Annotated in this window: 15 protein-coding genes and 1 pseudogene; 6 read left to right on the forward strand and 10 right to left on the reverse strand. The window is 64.8% G+C overall.

The genetic code is table 11. The annotated features are described in order from the left end of the window. Positions 1-61 precede the first annotated feature (61 nt). The 3 genes from FJW04_RS23410 to FJW04_RS23420 are packed head-to-tail and all read left to right on the forward strand — an operon-like array spanning position 62 to position 3,512. Entirely contained in the window at positions 62-1,012 is a 951-nt protein-coding gene (locus FJW04_RS23410) for an ABC transporter permease (protein WP_140663708.1), read from the forward strand. 2 nt (positions 1,013-1,014) lie between these two features. Next, the gene (locus FJW04_RS23415) at positions 1,015-1,860 is read left to right on the forward strand and encodes an ABC transporter permease (protein WP_140664008.1); all 846 of its coding nucleotides are present in this window, start codon (positions 1,015-1,017) and stop codon (positions 1,858-1,860) included. Then, entirely contained in the window at positions 1,857-3,512 is a 1,656-nt protein-coding gene (locus FJW04_RS23420) for an ABC transporter ATP-binding protein (protein ID WP_140663710.1), read from the forward strand. Before FJW04_RS23415 ends, FJW04_RS23420 begins: the two co-directional genes overlap by 4 nt. A gap of 39 nt (positions 3,513-3,551) precedes the next feature. On the opposite strand, the gene FJW04_RS23425 is transcribed toward FJW04_RS23420, so the two are convergent. From FJW04_RS23425 to FJW04_RS30680, 4 genes are read right to left on the reverse strand one after another with little or no spacing between them, the layout of a single operon-like run. Further along, positions 3,552-4,028, reverse strand: coding sequence for an Lrp/AsnC family transcriptional regulator (locus FJW04_RS23425; RefSeq protein WP_140716992.1), 477 nt, complete (start codon positions 4,026-4,028; stop codon positions 3,552-3,554). 8 nt (positions 4,029-4,036) lie between these two features. Then, complete coding sequence (locus FJW04_RS30670; protein ID WP_348641995.1) at positions 4,037-4,567, reverse strand: hypothetical protein; 531 nt, start codon at positions 4,565-4,567, stop codon at positions 4,037-4,039. Positions 4,568-4,604: 37 nt separating this feature from the next. Next, positions 4,605-5,627 (reverse strand): FAD-dependent oxidoreductase, encoded by a 1,023-nt coding sequence (locus FJW04_RS30675; RefSeq protein ID WP_348641996.1) that lies wholly within the window; start codon positions 5,625-5,627, stop codon positions 4,605-4,607. Further along, positions 5,519-6,067, reverse strand: coding sequence for a hypothetical protein (locus tag FJW04_RS30680; RefSeq protein ID WP_348641997.1), 549 nt, complete (start codon positions 6,065-6,067; stop codon positions 5,519-5,521). The genes FJW04_RS30675 and FJW04_RS30680 overlap by 109 nt, the downstream gene beginning before the upstream one ends. A gap of 91 nt (positions 6,068-6,158) precedes the next feature. On the opposite strand from FJW04_RS30680, the pseudogene FJW04_RS23435 reads away from it, so the two are divergent. Further along, a pseudogene (locus FJW04_RS23435) lies at positions 6,159-6,953 on the forward strand (LysR family transcriptional regulator); the annotation flags it as partial. A gap of 174 nt (positions 6,954-7,127) precedes the next feature. Here FJW04_RS23435 and FJW04_RS23440 read toward each other — a convergent pair. Further along, positions 7,128-7,604, reverse strand: a complete 477-nt coding sequence (locus FJW04_RS23440) for an Lrp/AsnC family transcriptional regulator (RefSeq protein ID WP_127327820.1) — start codon at positions 7,602-7,604, stop codon at positions 7,128-7,130. 221 nt (positions 7,605-7,825) lie between these two features. Here FJW04_RS23440 and FJW04_RS23445 point away from each other — a divergent pair, with 221 nt between their 5' ends. Further along, a complete protein-coding gene (locus FJW04_RS23445; RefSeq protein ID WP_140663714.1) occupies positions 7,826-9,151 on the forward strand; it encodes an FAD-binding oxidoreductase in 1,326 nt (441 codons plus the stop codon). A gap of 41 nt (positions 9,152-9,192) precedes the next feature. On the opposite strand, the gene FJW04_RS23450 is transcribed toward FJW04_RS23445, so the two are convergent. The 5 genes from FJW04_RS23450 to FJW04_RS23470 all read right to left on the reverse strand — a co-directional run bounded on the left by FJW04_RS23450 (position 9,193) and on the right by FJW04_RS23470 (position 15,913). Next, entirely contained in the window at positions 9,193-10,554 is a 1,362-nt protein-coding gene (locus FJW04_RS23450) for an FAD/NAD(P)-binding oxidoreductase (protein WP_140716994.1), read from the reverse strand. Next, a complete protein-coding gene (locus tag FJW04_RS23455) occupies positions 10,551-10,853 on the reverse strand; it encodes a (2Fe-2S)-binding protein (protein WP_140663718.1) in 303 nt (100 codons plus the stop codon). Before FJW04_RS23455 ends, FJW04_RS23450 begins: the two co-directional genes overlap by 4 nt. After that, positions 10,850-12,835: a hydantoinase B/oxoprolinase family protein gene (locus tag FJW04_RS23460; RefSeq protein WP_140716996.1), complete on the reverse strand. Its 1,986-nt coding sequence runs from the start codon at positions 12,833-12,835 to the stop codon at positions 10,850-10,852. The genes FJW04_RS23455 and FJW04_RS23460 overlap by 4 nt, the downstream gene beginning before the upstream one ends. Before the next feature lie 4 nt (positions 12,836-12,839). Then, the gene (locus tag FJW04_RS23465) at positions 12,840-14,918 is read right to left on the reverse strand and encodes a hydantoinase/oxoprolinase family protein (protein ID WP_140716998.1); all 2,079 of its coding nucleotides are present in this window, start codon (positions 14,916-14,918) and stop codon (positions 12,840-12,842) included. A gap of 89 nt (positions 14,919-15,007) precedes the next feature. Then, positions 15,008-15,913 (reverse strand): LysR family transcriptional regulator, encoded by a 906-nt coding sequence (locus tag FJW04_RS23470; protein WP_140663722.1) that lies wholly within the window; start codon positions 15,911-15,913, stop codon positions 15,008-15,010. 115 nt (positions 15,914-16,028) lie between these two features. Here FJW04_RS23470 and FJW04_RS23475 point away from each other — a divergent pair, with 115 nt between their 5' ends. Next, positions 16,029-17,150: an FAD-binding oxidoreductase gene (locus tag FJW04_RS23475; protein ID WP_140717000.1), complete on the forward strand. Its 1,122-nt coding sequence runs from the start codon at positions 16,029-16,031 to the stop codon at positions 17,148-17,150. The last annotated feature ends 140 nt before the right edge of the window (positions 17,151-17,290 follow it).

Raw genomic sequence — 17,290 nt, forward strand, 5'->3', positions numbered from 1 at the left:
CCGGTCCCTGGCACTTATTGCGCAACATGGCTTGGCCGAACGCAACCGCAGGAGCGCTTCCATGACGTCTGGGGTTCTAAACCTCGTGTTGAAGCGGCTGGCAATCGCGGTCATCACGCTTCTGATCGTCCTGTTCGCCGTTTTTTTCGCCACCAGCATGCTGCCCGGCGACACCGCGTCGATCCTGCTCGGCCAGGCGGCGACACCCGAAGCCGTCGCCGGCCTGCGCGAGGCCATGCATCTCAACGATCCGGCAATCCTGCGCTTCCTGCGCTGGCTTCTCGGCCTGCTCCACGGCGATCTCGGCACCTCCTATGCCAATGAGATGCCGGTCGCGGCACTGATCGGCGGGCGCTTCATCAACACCATGGAGCTCGCCGGCATCACCACGCTGCTCTCGGTCCCCCTGGCGCTGACGCTGGGCATCACCGCCGCCATGCTGCGCGGCTCGCTCTACGACCGCACCGTCACCATTCTTTCGATCGGCGTCATCTCGGTGCCGGAATTCATGGTCGCCACGCTGGCGGTCCTGCTTTTCGCCGTTTATCTCAAATGGCTGCCAGCGCTTTCCTCGGTCAATGAGGCGCATACGCTGACCGACCTCGTGCGCATCTATGCAATGCCGGTGATCACGCTCACCTTCGTCATCTCCGCCCAGATGATCCGCATGACCCGCGCCGCGGTGATCGAAACGCTCTCCACGCCTTATGTCGAGATGGCGCTTCTCAAAGGCGCCTCACGCGGCCGCATGGTGCTCAAGCACGCACTCCCCAATGCGCTCGGGCCAATCGTCAACGCGGTTGCGCTGTCGCTGTCCTATCTGGTCGGCGGCGTCATCATCGTGGAGACGATCTTCAACTATCCCGGCATCGCCAAGCTGATGGTCGATGCCGTCGCGACCCGCGATCTGCCGCTGATCCAGAGCTGCGCGATGATCTTCTGCCTTGGCTATCTCTTGCTCATCACCGTCGCCGACATCATCGCCATCATGTCCAACCCGAGGCTCAGGTGACGATGGCGCGCGTGGCAGCTTCCCGACGGTCATTCCTTGGCCACAGCTACAATCTCGTGGGCGTCGTGGCCGCGCTGGTCATCCTGGCGTGGACGCTGATCGCCATCTTCGCGCCTTGCATCATTCCCCATTCGATCGGCGATATCGTCGACGACGATTATTTCGGCCCGATGCGTCAGGGCCTATGGCTCGGCTCGGACTATCTGGGCCGCGACATGCTCTCGCGGGTGCTGATGGGCGCGCGCTACACCGTCGGCATATCGCTCGCAGCCGTCGCCATCGCCTGCTTCTCGGGCGTCGTGCTGGGGATGATCGCTGCCGTCACCGGCGGCTGGCTCGACAGCTGCCTTAGCCGCTTCCTCGATGCCATGAACTCCATCCCCAGCAAGCTGTTCGGCCTTGTGGTCGTCGCCGCTGTCGGCTCGTCGATCCCGGCGCTGATCCTGACGCTCGCCGTCATCTATATTCCCGGCGCCTACCGTTTCGCGCGGGCGCTCGCGGTCAACATCAACAGCATGGACTTCATGACCGTCGCTCGCGTCCGCGGCGAAAGCACCGCCTATCTCATCGGGTCCGAGATCCTACCCAATATCATGCGCCCGGTTCTGGCCGACTTCGGCCTGCGCTTCGTCTTCATCGTGCTCTTGCTCTCAGGCCTGTCCTTCCTCGGGCTCGGCCTGCAGCCGCCGCTCGCCGACTGGGGCGCGCTGGTGCGCGAGAACATCGGCGGCCTGCCCTTCGCGGCGCCCGCGGTCATCATTCCGTCGCTGGCGATCGCCAGCCTCACCATCAGCGTCAACCTGCTGATCGACAACCTGCCGCAGAAGATCAGGGACAGGGACGCATGACCAATCTCGTCGAGGTCAGGAACCTAAGGATCGAGGCGACGACCGACGCCGGTCGTGTCGTCGAAATCATCAAGGGCGTCAGCCTCGACATCGCCGATGGCGAGATCGTCGCCCTAATCGGTGAGAGCGGTTCCGGCAAGACGACGATCGCGCTCTCGCTGATGGGCTATGCGCGGCCTGGCTGCCGGATTACCGGCGGCGAAATCAATGTCAACGGCAAGAACATGGCGGCATTTTCCGAAAAGCAGCGCGCCAGGTTGCGCGGCACCGACATTGCCTATGTTCCGCAAAGTGCCGCCGCCTCCTTCAACCCCTCGTCCACCATCATGGAGCAGGTGATCGAGGTTACGCGCATCCACGGGCTGATGTCGCCCGAGCAGGCGCGCAAGCGCGCGGTCGAGCTGTTCCGGGCCTTGTCGTTGCCGGATCCGGAAGGGATCGGCGCGCGCTACCCGCACCAGGTTTCGGGCGGGCAATTGCAGCGGCTGTCGGCGGCCATGGCGCTCATCGGCGATCCCAAGCTGATGATCTTCGACGAGCCGACGACGGCACTCGACGTGACGACGCAGATCGACGTGCTGAAGGCATTCAAGTCGGTCATGCGGGCGGGCGGAATAGCGGGGGTCTACGTTTCCCACGACCTCGCCGTCGTCGCCCAGATCGCCGACCACATCGTCGTGCTGAAGGGCGGCGAAGTGCAGGAGACAGGCACCACGGCTCAGATACTTTCGGCTGCCCAGCACCCCTATACGCGCGAACTGCTGGCTGCCTTCGAGCCGAAACCGCGGCAAGCGCATGCGGACGCGGATGCCGGGACGAAAGAGCTGCTGCGTATCGACAATGTGACCGCCGGCTACGGCGCGGTGCGGGGTGACGGACTGCCGATTATCCGCGCGGTTGATTCCGTCACCCTAGTCGTCGAGAAGGGACGCAATCTCGGCGTCATCGGCGAATCCGGCTGCGGAAAATCGACGCTGGCGCGCGTCATCGCCGGCATCCATCCGGCGGCGGCCGGCGACATCGTCTTCGACGGCAAGGAATTGGAGCGCACTGCGGGGAAACGCAGCCAGGACCAGCTGCGCGAGATGCAGATCGTGTTCCAGTATGCCGACACCGCGCTCAATCCAGCCAAGCCGGTGGAGGACATCATCTCCCGCCCGCTGGCCTTCTATCACGGGCTCGACAGACAGGCGCGCTCGAAGCGCGTCGACGAACTGCTCGACATGGTTCGCCTGCCGAGGGGCCTGCGCTATCGCCGTCCGTCGGAGCTCTCGGGTGGCCAGAAGCAACGCGTGAACTTCGCGCGCGCTCTGGCGGCCGACCCCAAGCTCATCATCTGCGACGAAATCACCTCGGCGCTCGACACGGTGGTCGCGGCCGCGGTGATCCAACTGCTCAAGGAGTTGCAGCGCGAGTTGGGCCTTTCCTATATTTTCATCAGCCACGACCTCTCCGTCGTCGAAGCGATCTGCGACGAAATCATGGTCATGTATAATGGGCAGCGGGTGGAGCAGATCACGCCCGACAAGTTGCAGGCGCCCACCCACCCCTATTCCAAGCTTCTGTTCTCCTCCGTGCCGAAGCTCGATCCGACGTGGCTCGATGGCCTCGTCCGCGATCCCGAGCTCGTCAGCCAATACGGCCATCGCTAGAGCCGCTCAGCATTTTACGGAAACGGTGAGCCGCTCTGACTACATCGGGAACAGGCTGGGCAACGGCATGTGCGCCTTGACGATGGGAGATTTCAGCACCACGAAGCTGAAACACTTGTCGATGCCGACATCCATGTCGCTCAGCCGCTCCATGATCTCCTGATACTCGCCGATGCCGGCGGCCACGAATTTCATCAAATAGTCGTAGCGGGCGGAAACGCGGTGGCATTCGACGGCCGCATCAACCTTGTCGACGGCGGCAAGGAAACGCGCGAAGTCGATCTGTCGATGGTTCTTGAGCGTGATTTCCGTGAAGACGGTGAGCGTCCGCCCCAGCTTTGCGATGTCGATCTGCGCCGAATAGCGCACGATATAGCCTTCGGCATGCAGCTTCTTTACCCGCATCAGGCAGGGGCTGGGAGAGAGATTGACCCGTTCGGCCAACTCCACATTTGTGATGCGGCCGTTCTTCTGCAGCTCGTACAGAATCTTGATGTCGATCCGATCGAGTTTCATGGGCCCATCTACAATTGCAAGCAGAGCCGGTAGGCCTCGTAGATCGACGAGTAGATGTCCCGGCTGGCCACTGCGTCTCCAATGCGGTGCAAGACGAACGATCCGGCAGCTTGCGGATCATTGTCCCGCTTCGTTGCCGTTCCCGTCATCAGCGCTATGTCGGTGACGCCGTTGTTGGCGGAGCGCGCACGCAGTTCCTGGTAGGTATCCTCCATGGGCACGGTGCCGCGCTCGACAATGAGTTGGGCCGCGGTCATTTCTGTTTCCGCACCAGTGAGTTCATGCCGGAACGTGGCGGCGATGCCGTTGCCCTGGCGCGCTGCCTTGACCAGACGCATATCGCTGACGACGCGGATGCCGCGTTCCGAGGCGCGTTTGCGGAAACTCACCCGGTCCGGATAGGGCGTCTCGATCGCCAGCGTGTCGTCCGCTATGGCCAGGCTGACCACGCGCCCGTGTTGGGCGAGATGCAGGGCGCAGGAAATTGCGGCCTGGCGTCCGGTCTCGTCGTAGATCAGCACATCGTGCTTCGCCGGCACGACCCCGGTCAGGACGTCCCATACGCTGTCGCAATGTTCAGCGAACGCCGCCGGTGGCGACGATGACCGCGCCCGGTTCCGCAGCAATGACGATTTCTGCCTCCGCATAGGTGTTGAGACGGACTTCCACTGCAAGCCGCGCGAGTTCGTCTACGCGCCAGTCGACTATGCCGATGAGATCCTTGCGATCGGACGCCGAGGCCGCGATGAGCACTTGCCCACCAAGCCGCGCCCCAGCTTCGAGCAGGCTCACTCTGTGGCCGCGCTCGGCGGCGACCCTTGCCGCTTCCATCCCGCTCGGGCCACCGCCGATCACTACCACCCGTTTCGGCGTTTCAGCCCGCATGATGGTATGGCTGATGATCGTTTCATGGCCGCTCGCCGGGTTGTGAATGCACTGCACCTTCTTGTAGAGGCAGTAGGACGCGCCGACACACGGGCGAATGCGTTCTTCTTCGCCGCGCATCACGTTGTTGACGATATGGGGGTCGGCAATATGCGCTCGGGTCATGCCGACCAGGTCGACAAGGTTCTCGCGGATGGCATGGCGGGCCGTCGCTATGTCCCGAATGCCTGCGGCGTGGATCACGGGCAGCCTGGTTTCCCGTTTGAACTGTCCGACCAGCGGCAAGAACGGCGCGCTCTGGCTGAACATGCCGGGCATGTTCTGCTCAGCCTGCGACAGATCGGTGTCCATGCGGCCAAAGATGCAGTTGAAGAAGTCGATATGGCCTTCCCGCTCGAACAGCCTGGCGAAGGCAAGGCATTCCTCGAAATCCGAGCCATCCTCGACCGCCTCGTCGATCACGAACCGGATGCCGACAGCGAAGTCGTCGCCCACCGCGCGGCGGATCGCCTCGTGAACCATCAGGCCGAAGCGTGCGCGGTTTTCCAGCGAGCCGCCGAAGCCATCCGTGCGCCTGTTGGTTCTGAGCGAGAGGAATTGCCCGATCAGATGGCCGCCGGTGACGGTTTCGACGCCGTCCAGACCGCCGTCCACGCAGCGCCTAGCGGCACTGGCGTAATCCTTGATGATCCTGTCGATGTCGGCGGCGTCCATCTCCTTTGGAAAATTCCGGTTCCGCGTCTCGCGAACGCGTGACGGCGCCACCGGCGGCAGCCAGTTCCGGCATAGGCGGTAGCGCGCCGGCCAAGGTGTGAGACCTGGCACATGATGGCAGCGCCATGGCGATGCACCCGCTGCGACAGCGACTGGAGATGAGGCACGATGCGGTCGGTCGAGAGGTCCAACTGACCGCCGCCCCAGCTCGAGTCGGGCGACGTCATGGCCGAGCTGCCCACCATGGTCATCGCCAGGCCGCCGCGCGCTTTCTCCTCGTGGTAGCGTTGGTAGCGCTCGAGCGGCAGGCCGCCATCGTCCAGCATCGAGGCATGGCTGGTGCTGACGACGCGGTTGCGCAGCGTCAGACCCTTGAGCCGAAACGGCTGAAGCAGAGGATCGCTGGATGTGCTGCCCGCTTGAGATGCCGCTGCCTTCACGTCCTGCTCCCCCATTCATCAGGGTTATACTTCGCCATTTCCGAGATCGTAGAAAGCTTGTAAATTGATGGGGTCGCTATACGCTGGGCGTATGGCTGGTTTCGCAAAACTCGTTCCTTCCGCGCGCGGACTGCTTGTCTTCGAAGCTGCTGTCCGGTCGGGTAGCTTCACGGCGGCGGCGCGCGAGTTCAACGTCACGCAACCATCGATCAGCCGCAGCATTGCCCAGCTCGAGGCCGATTTTGGTGTTGCTCTTTTCACGCGGGGTCCTGCGGGGTTGACCCCGACCCCGGAGGGACGTGCCCTCTATTCGGCGGTGCGGGAGGGATTTGACGGCATTGCGGAGGCGATCCGCAGGATCAGGCAGAACAGCGCTGCAAAGCCGGTGGTGACTCTTTCCCTTTCGAGTTCTCTGGCAACCTATTGGTTCGTTCCGAGGTTAGGGGCATTCAACACCAGGTTTCCTGACGTCGACCTGTGGTTCGAACTGATCGCGGGCGTTCTGCGAGGACCCGCCGAGACTGTCGACCTTGCCACGAGAATCCTGGCTGATGACGACACCCACTATCACCATTGGGCATTCTCGCCGGAGATCATCGTTCCGGTGTGCAGCCCATCCTATTTGTCGGCCCACGGCCGGCTGATCCATGCCGGAACCGGGGAAGGTCATGCCTTGCTTCACCTGACCGACGCCAAGGAGCAGTGGCTGGACGCCTGGGGCAGTGTGGCGGACCGCAAGACCAGCAGGGCAAAGTGGCTCGAATTCTCGGACTACGCGGTCGTGCTTCAAGCCGCGATGAACGGGGAAGGCGTGGCGCTCGGCTGGCTCAGCAACGTTTCAAGGGCATTGCTTCAGGGAACCCTTGTCCCGGCCTCGGACAGGCAGATCAAGACGGGTCGGATCCATCAGCTGATAGCGCCGCGCTCAAGGCCGGTACGGCCTGTCGTCTGCCTGGATGATCGCCGAGATGCAAGCCGAATTGAAGGCACTGCACCGGATATTGCGGCCGGACGCCTTGTAGCGGGCCGCAGGCGACAAGCGCGGCGCGGTCGCCGCGGACTACCTCGGAAACAGGCTGGGCAGCGGCATGTGCGCCTTGACGATCGGCGACTTCAGCACCACGAAGCTGAAATACTTGTCGATGCCGATATCCATGTCGGTCAGCCGCTCCATGATGGTCTGGTACTCGGCGATGCCGGCGGTCACGAACTTCATCAAATAGTCGTAGCCACCCGACACGAGGTGGCATTCGATGACCTGGTCGATCTTCTCAACCACGGCGAGAAAGCGGGCGAAATCCACCTGGCGATGGTTCTTCAAGGTGATTTCGGTAAACACGGTCAGCGTTTGGCCGAGCTTGCCGATATTGATCTGCGCGGAATAGCCCTCGATGTAACCCTCCGATTGCAATCTCTTGACCCGCATCAGGCACGGGCTTGGCGACAGGTGCACCAGATCAGCCAGTTCCACGTTGGTGATGCGGCCATTCTTCTGCAACTCGTACAGAATCTTGATATCGATCCGATCCAGTTTCACTGTCGTCTCCGCAGAACATGCCGCAGCACAAAATGCTGCCTTGCTCATAGACATTGACACTACCACAGCCCGTGGGTCTGTCCATCCAAGCGGAGAGCGCTTTGAAACGCAGCGGCTCCCGATTTTGACTGCGTTGCCGGAATAAAATTCTGCTTCGGCCGCAACTGCGGCAGCGGCTGCCTGCGCAACGCGTTAAATTGGCGCGTCAAGGCAGAGAGACCATGCGCGCACCCCTACAGAAAATCGAGACATCCGGAGACCTGCCACGGATCGCGGACGCGGTGGTGATCGGCGGCGGCATCGTCGGTATCTTCGCGGCCTACTACCTGGCACGGCGCGGCATGAAGGTGGCGCTCGTCGAAAAGGGACGCATCGGCGCCGAGCAGTCTTCCAGGAACTGGGGATGGTGCCGCCAGCAGAACCGCGACGCGCGCGAGTTGCCGATGGCGACAAGAAGCATCGACCTGTGGGGCAGCTTTGCGGCGGAAACCGGCGAAGAAACCGGCTTTCGCCGCTGCGGCCTGCTCTATCTCAGCAACGACGATGCGGAACTGGCCGGCTGGGTGCGCTGGCGTGACTTCGCCAAAACGGCTGGCGTCACGACGCATATGCTCGACGGCGCCGAGGCCTGCGAGCGGGGCCGCGCCACTGGCCGGACATGGAAGGGCGGCGTCTTCTCGCCCACCGACGGCACCGCCGATCCGTCGCGGGCAGCACCCGCGGTCGCCCGCGCCATCCTCAAGCTTGGCGGCTCAGTGCACCAGAATTGCGCCGCGCGCGGTATCGAGACCGAAGGCGGCCGCCTGAGCGGCGTGGTCACCGAAAGCGGAACGATCCGGACCAAGATGGCTGTGCTGGCCGGCGGTGCCTGGGCCTCCTCCTTTTGCCGGCAGTTCGGTTTCCGTTTTCCGCAGGCGTCGATCCGCTCGTCCATTCTGTCCGTCTCGCCAGGCGCGGAAGGTCTGCCGGATGCGCTGCACACGAAAGGGATCTCGGTCACGCGTCGGGGCGACGGCGGCTACACGCTCGCCATAAGCGGACGCGGGCGCGTGGACGTTACGCCGCAGCAGTTGCGCTTCTCCTCGCAGTTCCTGCCGATGTTCCTGAAACGGTGGCGCAGCCTCGCGCCTGGCGGCCTGCAGGGCATGCGCTCGGGTCACGAAACGCTCCGACACTGGCGGCTCGACCAGCCGACACCGATGGAGCGGATGCGCATCCTCGACCCGGTTCCGGACCAGGCGACCATCCGCCTGGCCCACGCCCGGGCGCTCGAGCTGCTGCCGGCACTGCGCCAGACCAGGATCAGCGCGACCTGGGCCGGCTACATCGACAGCACGCCCGACGGTGTGCCTGCCATTGGGGAGATCCATATCGTTCCGGGTTTCTTTTTGGCTGCCGGGTTCTCGGGGCATGGCTTCGGCATCGGACCCGGCGCCGGGCATCTCGTCGCCGATCTGATGACCGGCTCCAAACCGATTGTCGATCCGCAATCCTATGATCCCAGGCGCTTCGACGCTTCGTCTTGGGGGAAGGTCGCCGACTTCTAGACGTGATACAGGCAGACATACCAGGTCGGCCCAGAATCGCATCAGCCGTCCCGCAGAAAGGCGCCGATAGGCGCCGGGCGGACAGGCGCTTGCCCGCGGAACCGACCGACAGCGCCAGGCGTGCAGCCGGTCTGCGCCGCGATGAGTTCGACGGCGGCCAGCTGACAATAGCGCCCCTGGCATCGCCCCATGCCGACGCGCGACAGCGATTTCACCCTGTTGGCTTCGCTACCGCCGAAATCAGTGCTCTGGCGTAGGGCCGCGGCGGTCACGTTCTCGCAGCGGCAGACGACCGCGTCGGGGAGTGCCCGCGCCATCGCCGTCGGCCAGGGAAAGGCGCGAGCCAGGCCGCGGGCAAAGCGTTCGAGCCGTGCGAGTTTGCGCAAATCGGACGCGGTGGAGGGCGCTGGAAATCCGAGATCGACAAGGCACGCCACCGCGGCAAGACGCCCCGCGATCTCCGCGCCGTCTGCTCCCAGAAGACGAACTCCATCGCCCGCAAGATAGACTCCGTTGCCGGCGCGGCCCATCTCATCGGTCTTTGGCAGCCATTGCCGCCACTGCTCGTCATAAATGAAGGCACATCCCGCCAGGTCGGCGAGATGCGTTTCGGCCCGCAAGTGCCAGCCCATGCCTATCGTGTCGCATAGCGTGAGATGTTCCCTGCCGCCGGCGTCGTGCCAGCGGATCGCGGTGACACCTTTGCCGTCGGCCTCGATCCGTTCGAGCGTCACGCCGGCATGATAGCGGCCGCCGAGCCTCGCCCGCGGGGCGAGACCGCGCAGCGCGACCAGCGGCCGGGCGGCAAGGTCCCAGAGTCCCCGCATCTGCTGGCGCCGGGAAGAGGTGTCGAGCACCGCCACCACATCCGCTCCAGCCTTGACGAGTTGGGCGCCAACCAGCGTCAGCAAAGGCCCCGATCCGATCAGGACGATGCGCTGCCCCAGCGCCACGCCCTGCGCCTTGAGCGCGATCTGCGCCGCGCCAAGGCTGTAGACGCCGGCACTCTGCCAGCCCGGGACCGGAGCGACACGGTCGGATGCGCCCGTCGCAAGGATCAGGCGGTCATAGCTGACCAGCTGTACGCCGCCCTCCCCCAACACGTGCAGCCGCCCCTCCTGCAAGGCGATGACCGAGCTTGCCGCGCAATGGGTGAGGCGCCCCTCTTCGGCCAGCCGGTCGAAGAGGGCATGCAATGCGACCGCTTTCGCCGCCTCCGACCCGTAGAGCTGCTCCGGCGTGCGGACGAACCCGGCAGGTGGGCGGCGGTAGATCTGCCCGCCGGCGCGCTGCCCTTCATCGATCACCACCGGGTGGAGCCCGGCCTCGACCAGCATGGCCGCGGCCCTTATGCCGGCGGGACCGGCGCCGACGATCACGATCCGCGGCGAGGTCTCGCTCACGGCCAGCTCTCCGGCTCCGTTGTGCGCAACCGCATGCCTTCGGTGATCGGGGCCGAGCACGCGCGGATGCGCGGTCCCTCGTCCTGCCATATCCAGCAATCCTGGCAGGCTCCCATCAGGCAGAACCCGGCGCGCCACTCGGGTCCGAACTCGGATTTTCGCAGCGCGTGTCCTGATGCCAGCATGGCGGTCAGCACGGTGTCGCCCGCCAATGCGCTACACATCTGTCCGTCGAGAAAGAAATGCAGGTGCGCCCGCCCGAATTCGGCCAGCCGGACGATGCGGCCGGCGGTGATCATTCCGCCGTCTCTCGCACCGGGCCAGGACGAGGCAGTTCCGGGAACCGTTCGCAAACAGCGTCGAACGCCTGCTGGACGCCTTCCGGCCCCGAACGGCCCTTCATGCGGCGGAAGATCTCCGTCTTGGTGAAGAACCGCCAGTGGATCGGCAAATCTCCCAGTATGGCCGTGAGCCGGTCATAGGCGGCCGGCGTCCACTGCGCTTCGTAGCCGTCGCGCTCCGGACCGAAATGGAAATGGCCGGCGGCAGGCGCCTGCCGCGCGCGCAATTGCCCCGTTGCCTGCTCGTCGCTCTCGCCGCCGCGGATGACGACGCCATAGCCGTGCTCGGCCGCAGCCGGCGAGACATAGCCTCGCCGCACATCCTGCGCGACCCGCCAGGGTTCGCGTTGATGCGGATCGCCGCGCCCGCCGCCTCCGGCGGAGCGTATCTCAAGCACGTCGCCGGGCTGCAGCACAGTGGTGTCGATGTTGCCCAGCCGCCGCTCATGCTCGGTCCCTGGATTGACGATCATGTCCGACAGGCCGGCCGCCTTGCCGCCCAGCACGCCCCAGGGACGAAAGAAGCTGCGGTCGCGGTTGCGCGCCGTGATCCTGGAATCGGGGGCAAAGACACGGAAGGCCATTTCGGTCGCCAACCCGCCGCGCCAACGCCCCGCCCCGCCGCTATCCCTGGCGAGCCCGTATTTCACGAATTCGACCGGGGTCTCGGTCTCGGTGATCTCGATCGGCGTGTTCTTGAGATAGGCGGCATCCGCGCCCGATCCATTGGTTCCGTCGCGATGCGGCATCGCCCCGCCGCCGCCGACCACGGGATTCACCGCCGTGATGACGGTCCGGTAAGTGCGCTCGTCCGTGGTCATGACATTGACGATGCAGTTGTTGCCGGCCGGAGCTGCTGGCAGGCGCTCCGGCACCGTTTGCGAGAAGGCGCCGAAGATGACCGACCGCAGCCGGGCGCAGGTGAGCGAGCGCATGCCCACGGCGGCGGGGTGTACCGGGTTCAGCACGGAGCCCCGGGGCGTGATGCAGGTAAACGGCCGGGTAAGGCCGGTGTTGAGCAGGATCTTCGGGTTGAGCGTGTAGAGCACGTAGTAGACGCCAACCAGCAGCATGGTGTGTCGCGGGTCACCGCCCGAAGGCACGTTGAGCGAGGAGCCGAGCTGCGGATCGGAGCCGGTGAAGTCGAGCACCGCCTCGTCGCCCTTGATCGTCAGCGTCAGCTTCAGCCGGCACGGATTGGCCTCGACGGAATCCTCATCGGCATAGTCGCAGAAATCCCATGTGCCGTCGGGCATGGAGCGCAGCACGTCGCGCGCCTGCGCTTCCGCCTGGTCGAGAAGAGCGGAAACGCCTTCGATGAAGCCTGCCTTGCCGAACTTCCTCACCATTGCCTGGATCTTGCGCTCGCCGGTGTTGAGCGCGCCGACCAGCGCCTTGATGTCGCCGATGTTGAGGTCGGGCTTGCGCACATTGGTGCTCATGATCCGCAGGATAGTCTCGTCGAAGACGCCCTCTCTCACCAGCTTCATCGGGGGAAAGCGGATGCCTTCCTGATGGATTTCGGTCAGCGCCCGGCTGAGCGAAGCCGGCACGGCGCCACCCATATCGGTGTTGTGGATATGCCCGCCGGTCCAGGCGACGATCTCGCCATCGACGAAGACCGGCTTCCAAAGATGCGTGTCGGGCGCGTGCGTGGCGACGTGTCCGGAATAGGGATCGTTGGTGAAGGCAATATCTCCCGGCCGGTAGTCATCGACCATGGCGATCGCGCGGTGATACGAAAGCCCCGGATACCAGGTGGCGCCGAGCTCCATCGGCACGGCGAAGGTCGCGCCTGAACGGTCCATCAGCATCACGGTAAAGTCCTGCGTCTCCTTGACGAAGGCGGAGTGCGCGGTGCGGTGCAGCGTGTGCGCCATGTTCTCTGCGGCCGCGCGGGCATGGTTCGCCAGAACCTGAAGGTTTGTCCGGTCAAACAAGGCATCACTCCGGGAAGGTCAGCAAAAGGTTGAGATGGCGGTCGACCCTTGCCTGCGCTCCCGCGGGAATGGCAAAGGTGGTGTCTTCCTGAACGACCACGGCAGGCCCGTGAAACATGCTGCCCGGCACGAGGGCTTGCCGGTCGTGGAGGTCGACAGTCTCGACGCTCGCGCCCGTGTAGACGGAGAGCCGGCGCGCCGGAATGGCCGGAGCATCGACCTCGTCGATTTCCGGGAAGGAGAGTTTCGGCCCTGCGCCTATGGCCGATAGCCGGACATTCACAAGTTCGATCCCGCCCTCCGGGTCGTGGAAATCGTAGAGCCGCTCATGGGTGAGGTGGAAGGCCTGCGCGATGGCGGCCACATTGCCCTCCGCCAGCCATTCCGGCTGAAGGACGACCTCGATCTCATAACTCTGCCCGACATAGCGCATGTCGCAGGTGAGACTGAGCTCCGCCGCCGCATCGTGCCCCTGCGCCGCGAGCCAGTCGCGGCCCTCGCGCGTCAACGCCTCGAAGGCTTCGCGAATTCCGGCAAGCGCCACGCCAGACAGCGGGCTGAAGATGGTGCGAATGAAGTCCCCGCGCAAATCCGCCACCAGTCCGCCCAGCGCCGACACCACACCGGGCCGGCGGGGCGCCATGACGCGCTTCATGCCGAGTTCGCGGGCAAGGAATGCGCCCAGCATCGGCCCGCCGCCGCCGAAGGGCATCAGCGTGAAATCGCGCAAGTCCACGCCGGCGCGCGAGACAAGCTTCTCGACCTCGACGAACATCTCCGACACCGCGATGTCGAGGATCGCCTGCGCGGTCTGCTCGATGGGGCGGTCGAGCCGGGCGGCAAGCTCGCCGACCGCGCGATGCGCCAGGCCGGTGTCGATCCGCAACTGGCCATAGGCCATCTCGCTGTGACCGAGCCATCCGCACACCACCATGGCGTCCGTCACCGTCGGCCTCTCGCCGCCACGACCATAGCACGCCGGTCCTGGCGTCGAACCGGCCGATTCCGGTCCGACCCGCAGCACCCCTTGTGCATCGACACTGGCGATCGAGCCGCCGCCGACACCGATCGAGCTTACCGACACGGAAGGGATGTGGAGCGGAAATTCGCCGATCAGTTCGCCGGTGCCGAATTGCGGCTCGCCATCGATAATGAGCGCGAAATCGGCCGAGGTCCCGCCAATGTCGAGGGTCAGGATCCTGTCCTCTCCGGCCTGGCGCGCCAGCCACGAGGCGCCCATGACACCAGAGGCTGTCCCCGACAAAAGCATGTTCACGCAGGCGCGCTTGCCTTCGGCAGCGTTCATCAGCCCGCCATTCGATTTGGTCAGCATGGGGCGGGCGGGTACACTGTGGTCCTTCAGCCGCTCTTCCAACGCCGTCAGATAGCCGGAGACGCGCGGATGGACATAGCCGTTGAGGATGGCGGTCGAGCTGCGCTCATATTCACGGATGACCGGCCAGACCTCGGCCGAGGAGAAGACGAACAGGTCGGGCGCAAGACGCGTGATCCTCGCCTTCACCGAAGCTTCCTGAGCGGCATTGCGCCAGGAATGGAGGAAGGACACGATGATGCCTTGCGCTCCGTTCGCTTTCGCCACCGCCACCGCCTTTTCCACCGCCGCCATGTCCGGCGCCCGGGACTCGCTGCCATCGGCACGCATGCGGGCCGGAATGCCGAAAACCATGTCGCGCGATATCAGCGGGTCCGGCCGCGAGCAGAACAGCGAATACATGTCCGGCATGCGCAGCCGCGCCAGTTCGATGACGTCCTCGAAGCCGGCATTGGTGAACAGCGCCAGCGGTGCGCCCTTGCGCTGGATGATGGTGTTGATGCCAACGGTCGTACCGTGCACGAAGCGCGTCATGCGGGCAGGATCAAAGCCTTCACGCTCGGCCATAAGCGTGAGGCCCGTTATCAGTTCGGCACCCGGATCTTCCGGCGTCGTCAGCACTTTCAGCGAGGCGACGCGCCCCGAATTTGCTTCGAGCGCGCAGAAATCGATGAATGTGCCACCGATATCAACGCCGACCTTCCAGTCGGCTTCGTTGCTCGCCTCGTCCGCCACGATGGCACCATCCATGATGCGTCCCTTCCTGTCTGCCAACCAAAGCTGACACGACAGGATGGCCAGGGTCCAAGACGTATGACGAGCGGGACTATAAGTCTTGCTTATGCCCTTGCTCTGTCACCGCCCAGCACGGCGGAACAGGCCGCGCGGACTTGCTCGCGCATCATCTCATCGGCCCGCGAAAGCGCCCGCGTGCGCGAGGTCAGCAGCGCGATCGGAAATTCCGGCCCCGCCGCGAGCGGCCTGACGGCAAGGCCGGCAAACTGGTGCCATGGCAGCAGCGCGTCGACGAGCGCGACACCCAGGCCGGCCTGGACGAAGCCGACGGCCGAGATGGAGACGTCGATCTCGAGCGACGGCGAAAGCACCACACCCTGCGCGCGGGCAGCGTGGGCCAGTTCGTCGGCGGGACGGGTGTTTGCGCGATAGGATATCAACTCTTCGCCGGCGAGATCGGCGAGCGTCAGCTCGGTCTTCCCGGCCAACGCATGCCCCGTGGGCAGCAGGCATGAGAAGCCGACGCTGCCGATCACTTCCGCGTCGATATCGGGAGGCAGGCGGTCGTCCATGGCGACGCCGAGGCTGGCATCGCCGGCGCGCAGCATGTCGATGATCGCGGCGATCGGCGCCATGTGGGACCGTAGCAAAATGTCGGGATGCTGCGCCCGGAAGCTGGTGAAGGCGCGCGGCAAGATCGCCATGGACGGCGGCGGCGAGGCCGCGACCCGCACCAGCCCCGTCCGGCCCAGCCGAAGGTCGGTGGTCTTGCGGCGCAAGCCCTCCAGCCCCGCCGACAGCCGCTCGGCATCGGCGAAGATCTCGAGCGCCTCCGGGGTCGGCCGCAGCCGGCCCTTGACGCGCTCGAACAGCGTGAAGCCGAGTTCGTCCTCGGTGTGGATCACGATCTGGCTCAAAGCGGGTTGGGAAATGTTCAGCATCCGCGCCGCGGCGGTCACCGTGCCCGCGCGCATGACGGCGATGAACACTTCGAGCTGACGGGCCCGCATTGCCACTCCATAGGTTCGGCTTATGGCTGTTGTCCAAACTCATCTTTGACGCAATGAAGCGGTGCCGACAAGATCGGCGTCTTCAGGGAGTATCCGCTCCGCACAAGGAATAACCATGGACGTGATCGTGCTGGGCGGTGGACTGATGGGGACGGCTTCAGCCTTTTTCCTCGCGAGGCGCGGCGCGCGCGTGACGCTGGTCGAGCGCAAGCGGATCGGCACCGGGGCGACCGTCGCCTCCTTTGGCAACATCCGGCGCACGGGGCGCCATCTGTCCCAGCTTCCGCTGGCCCACCGCTCGCTCAGGCTGTGGGGCGAGGCTGAAGAGATGCTTGGCCGCAACGTCGAGTTCCGCGCCACCGGCCATATCCGGCTGATCTTCGATGAAGGAAGCCTTGCCGATATGCGGGCCTATGCCCAAGCCGCGCGGCCGTGGGGGCTCGAGCTGGAAGAACTCGGCCCGCGTGAGATCCGTTCCCGGTTTCCCGGCCTCGGCCCTGACTCGATCGGAGCGTCGTTCTCTCCGCAAGATGGCAGCGGCAATCCACGGCTGATCGCACCCGCCTTTGCCGAGGCGGCCCGCAAACTGGGGGCGCAAATCATCGAGGGAGCTGAGGTCGAGAAGATCACCCACACGGGTTCTGGTTTCCTTGTCACCAGTTCGAAGGGTGCATTCGCCGCCGAGTGCCTGCTCAACACCGCCGGAGCCTGGGGCGCGCGCATTGCCGCACAGTTTGGCGAAGAGGTCCCGCTCGACGCCCGCGGTCCGCAGATGGGTGTGACCGAGCCGCTGCCGCATCGGATTCTGCCGGTGGTCGGCATCTGGACGCGCGACAAGGACCATGGCGCCTATTTGCGTCAGGTCGAGCGGGGCAACATCGTTTTCGGCGGCGCCGCCGAAAGGGTGTCGGTGAACCTCGATCCCGGCCATGCGGCCGCCGATCCCATGCGCCTTCCCTTGCAATTGCGCGCCGTCGCGCGGTTGTTGCCGGCAATCGCGCGGGTCGCGGTCATCCGTACATGGTCCGGCTGCGAGGGCTATATCAGGGACATGCTGCCGGTCATGGGCCGCTCGGCCACGACGCCAGGCCTGTTCCACGCCTTCGGCTTCAGCGGACATGGCTTCCAGCTTGGTCCGGGCGTGGGCGACGCCATGGCCGAGCTCATCGCGACCGACCGTTGCGAAACGCCGCTCGACGATTTCATGATCAACCGCTTCAGCCGCGCTGCTGCATGATGGTTACAGAGAAGAATCGGGTCGCACGAAACGGTTGTGACGCGGTCATCCGTAGCTCTATAACCCTCGACAACACTCAATGCGTTGCAGTTCGCGCTCGCTCATCGATGACCGGTTTTGGGATCAGTGCTTTGCTGCCC

Origin of the sequence: Mesorhizobium sp. B2-7-3 (assembly GCF_006440715.1) — a bacterium.
Lineage (GTDB): Bacteria > Pseudomonadota > Alphaproteobacteria > Rhizobiales > Rhizobiaceae > Mesorhizobium > Mesorhizobium australicum.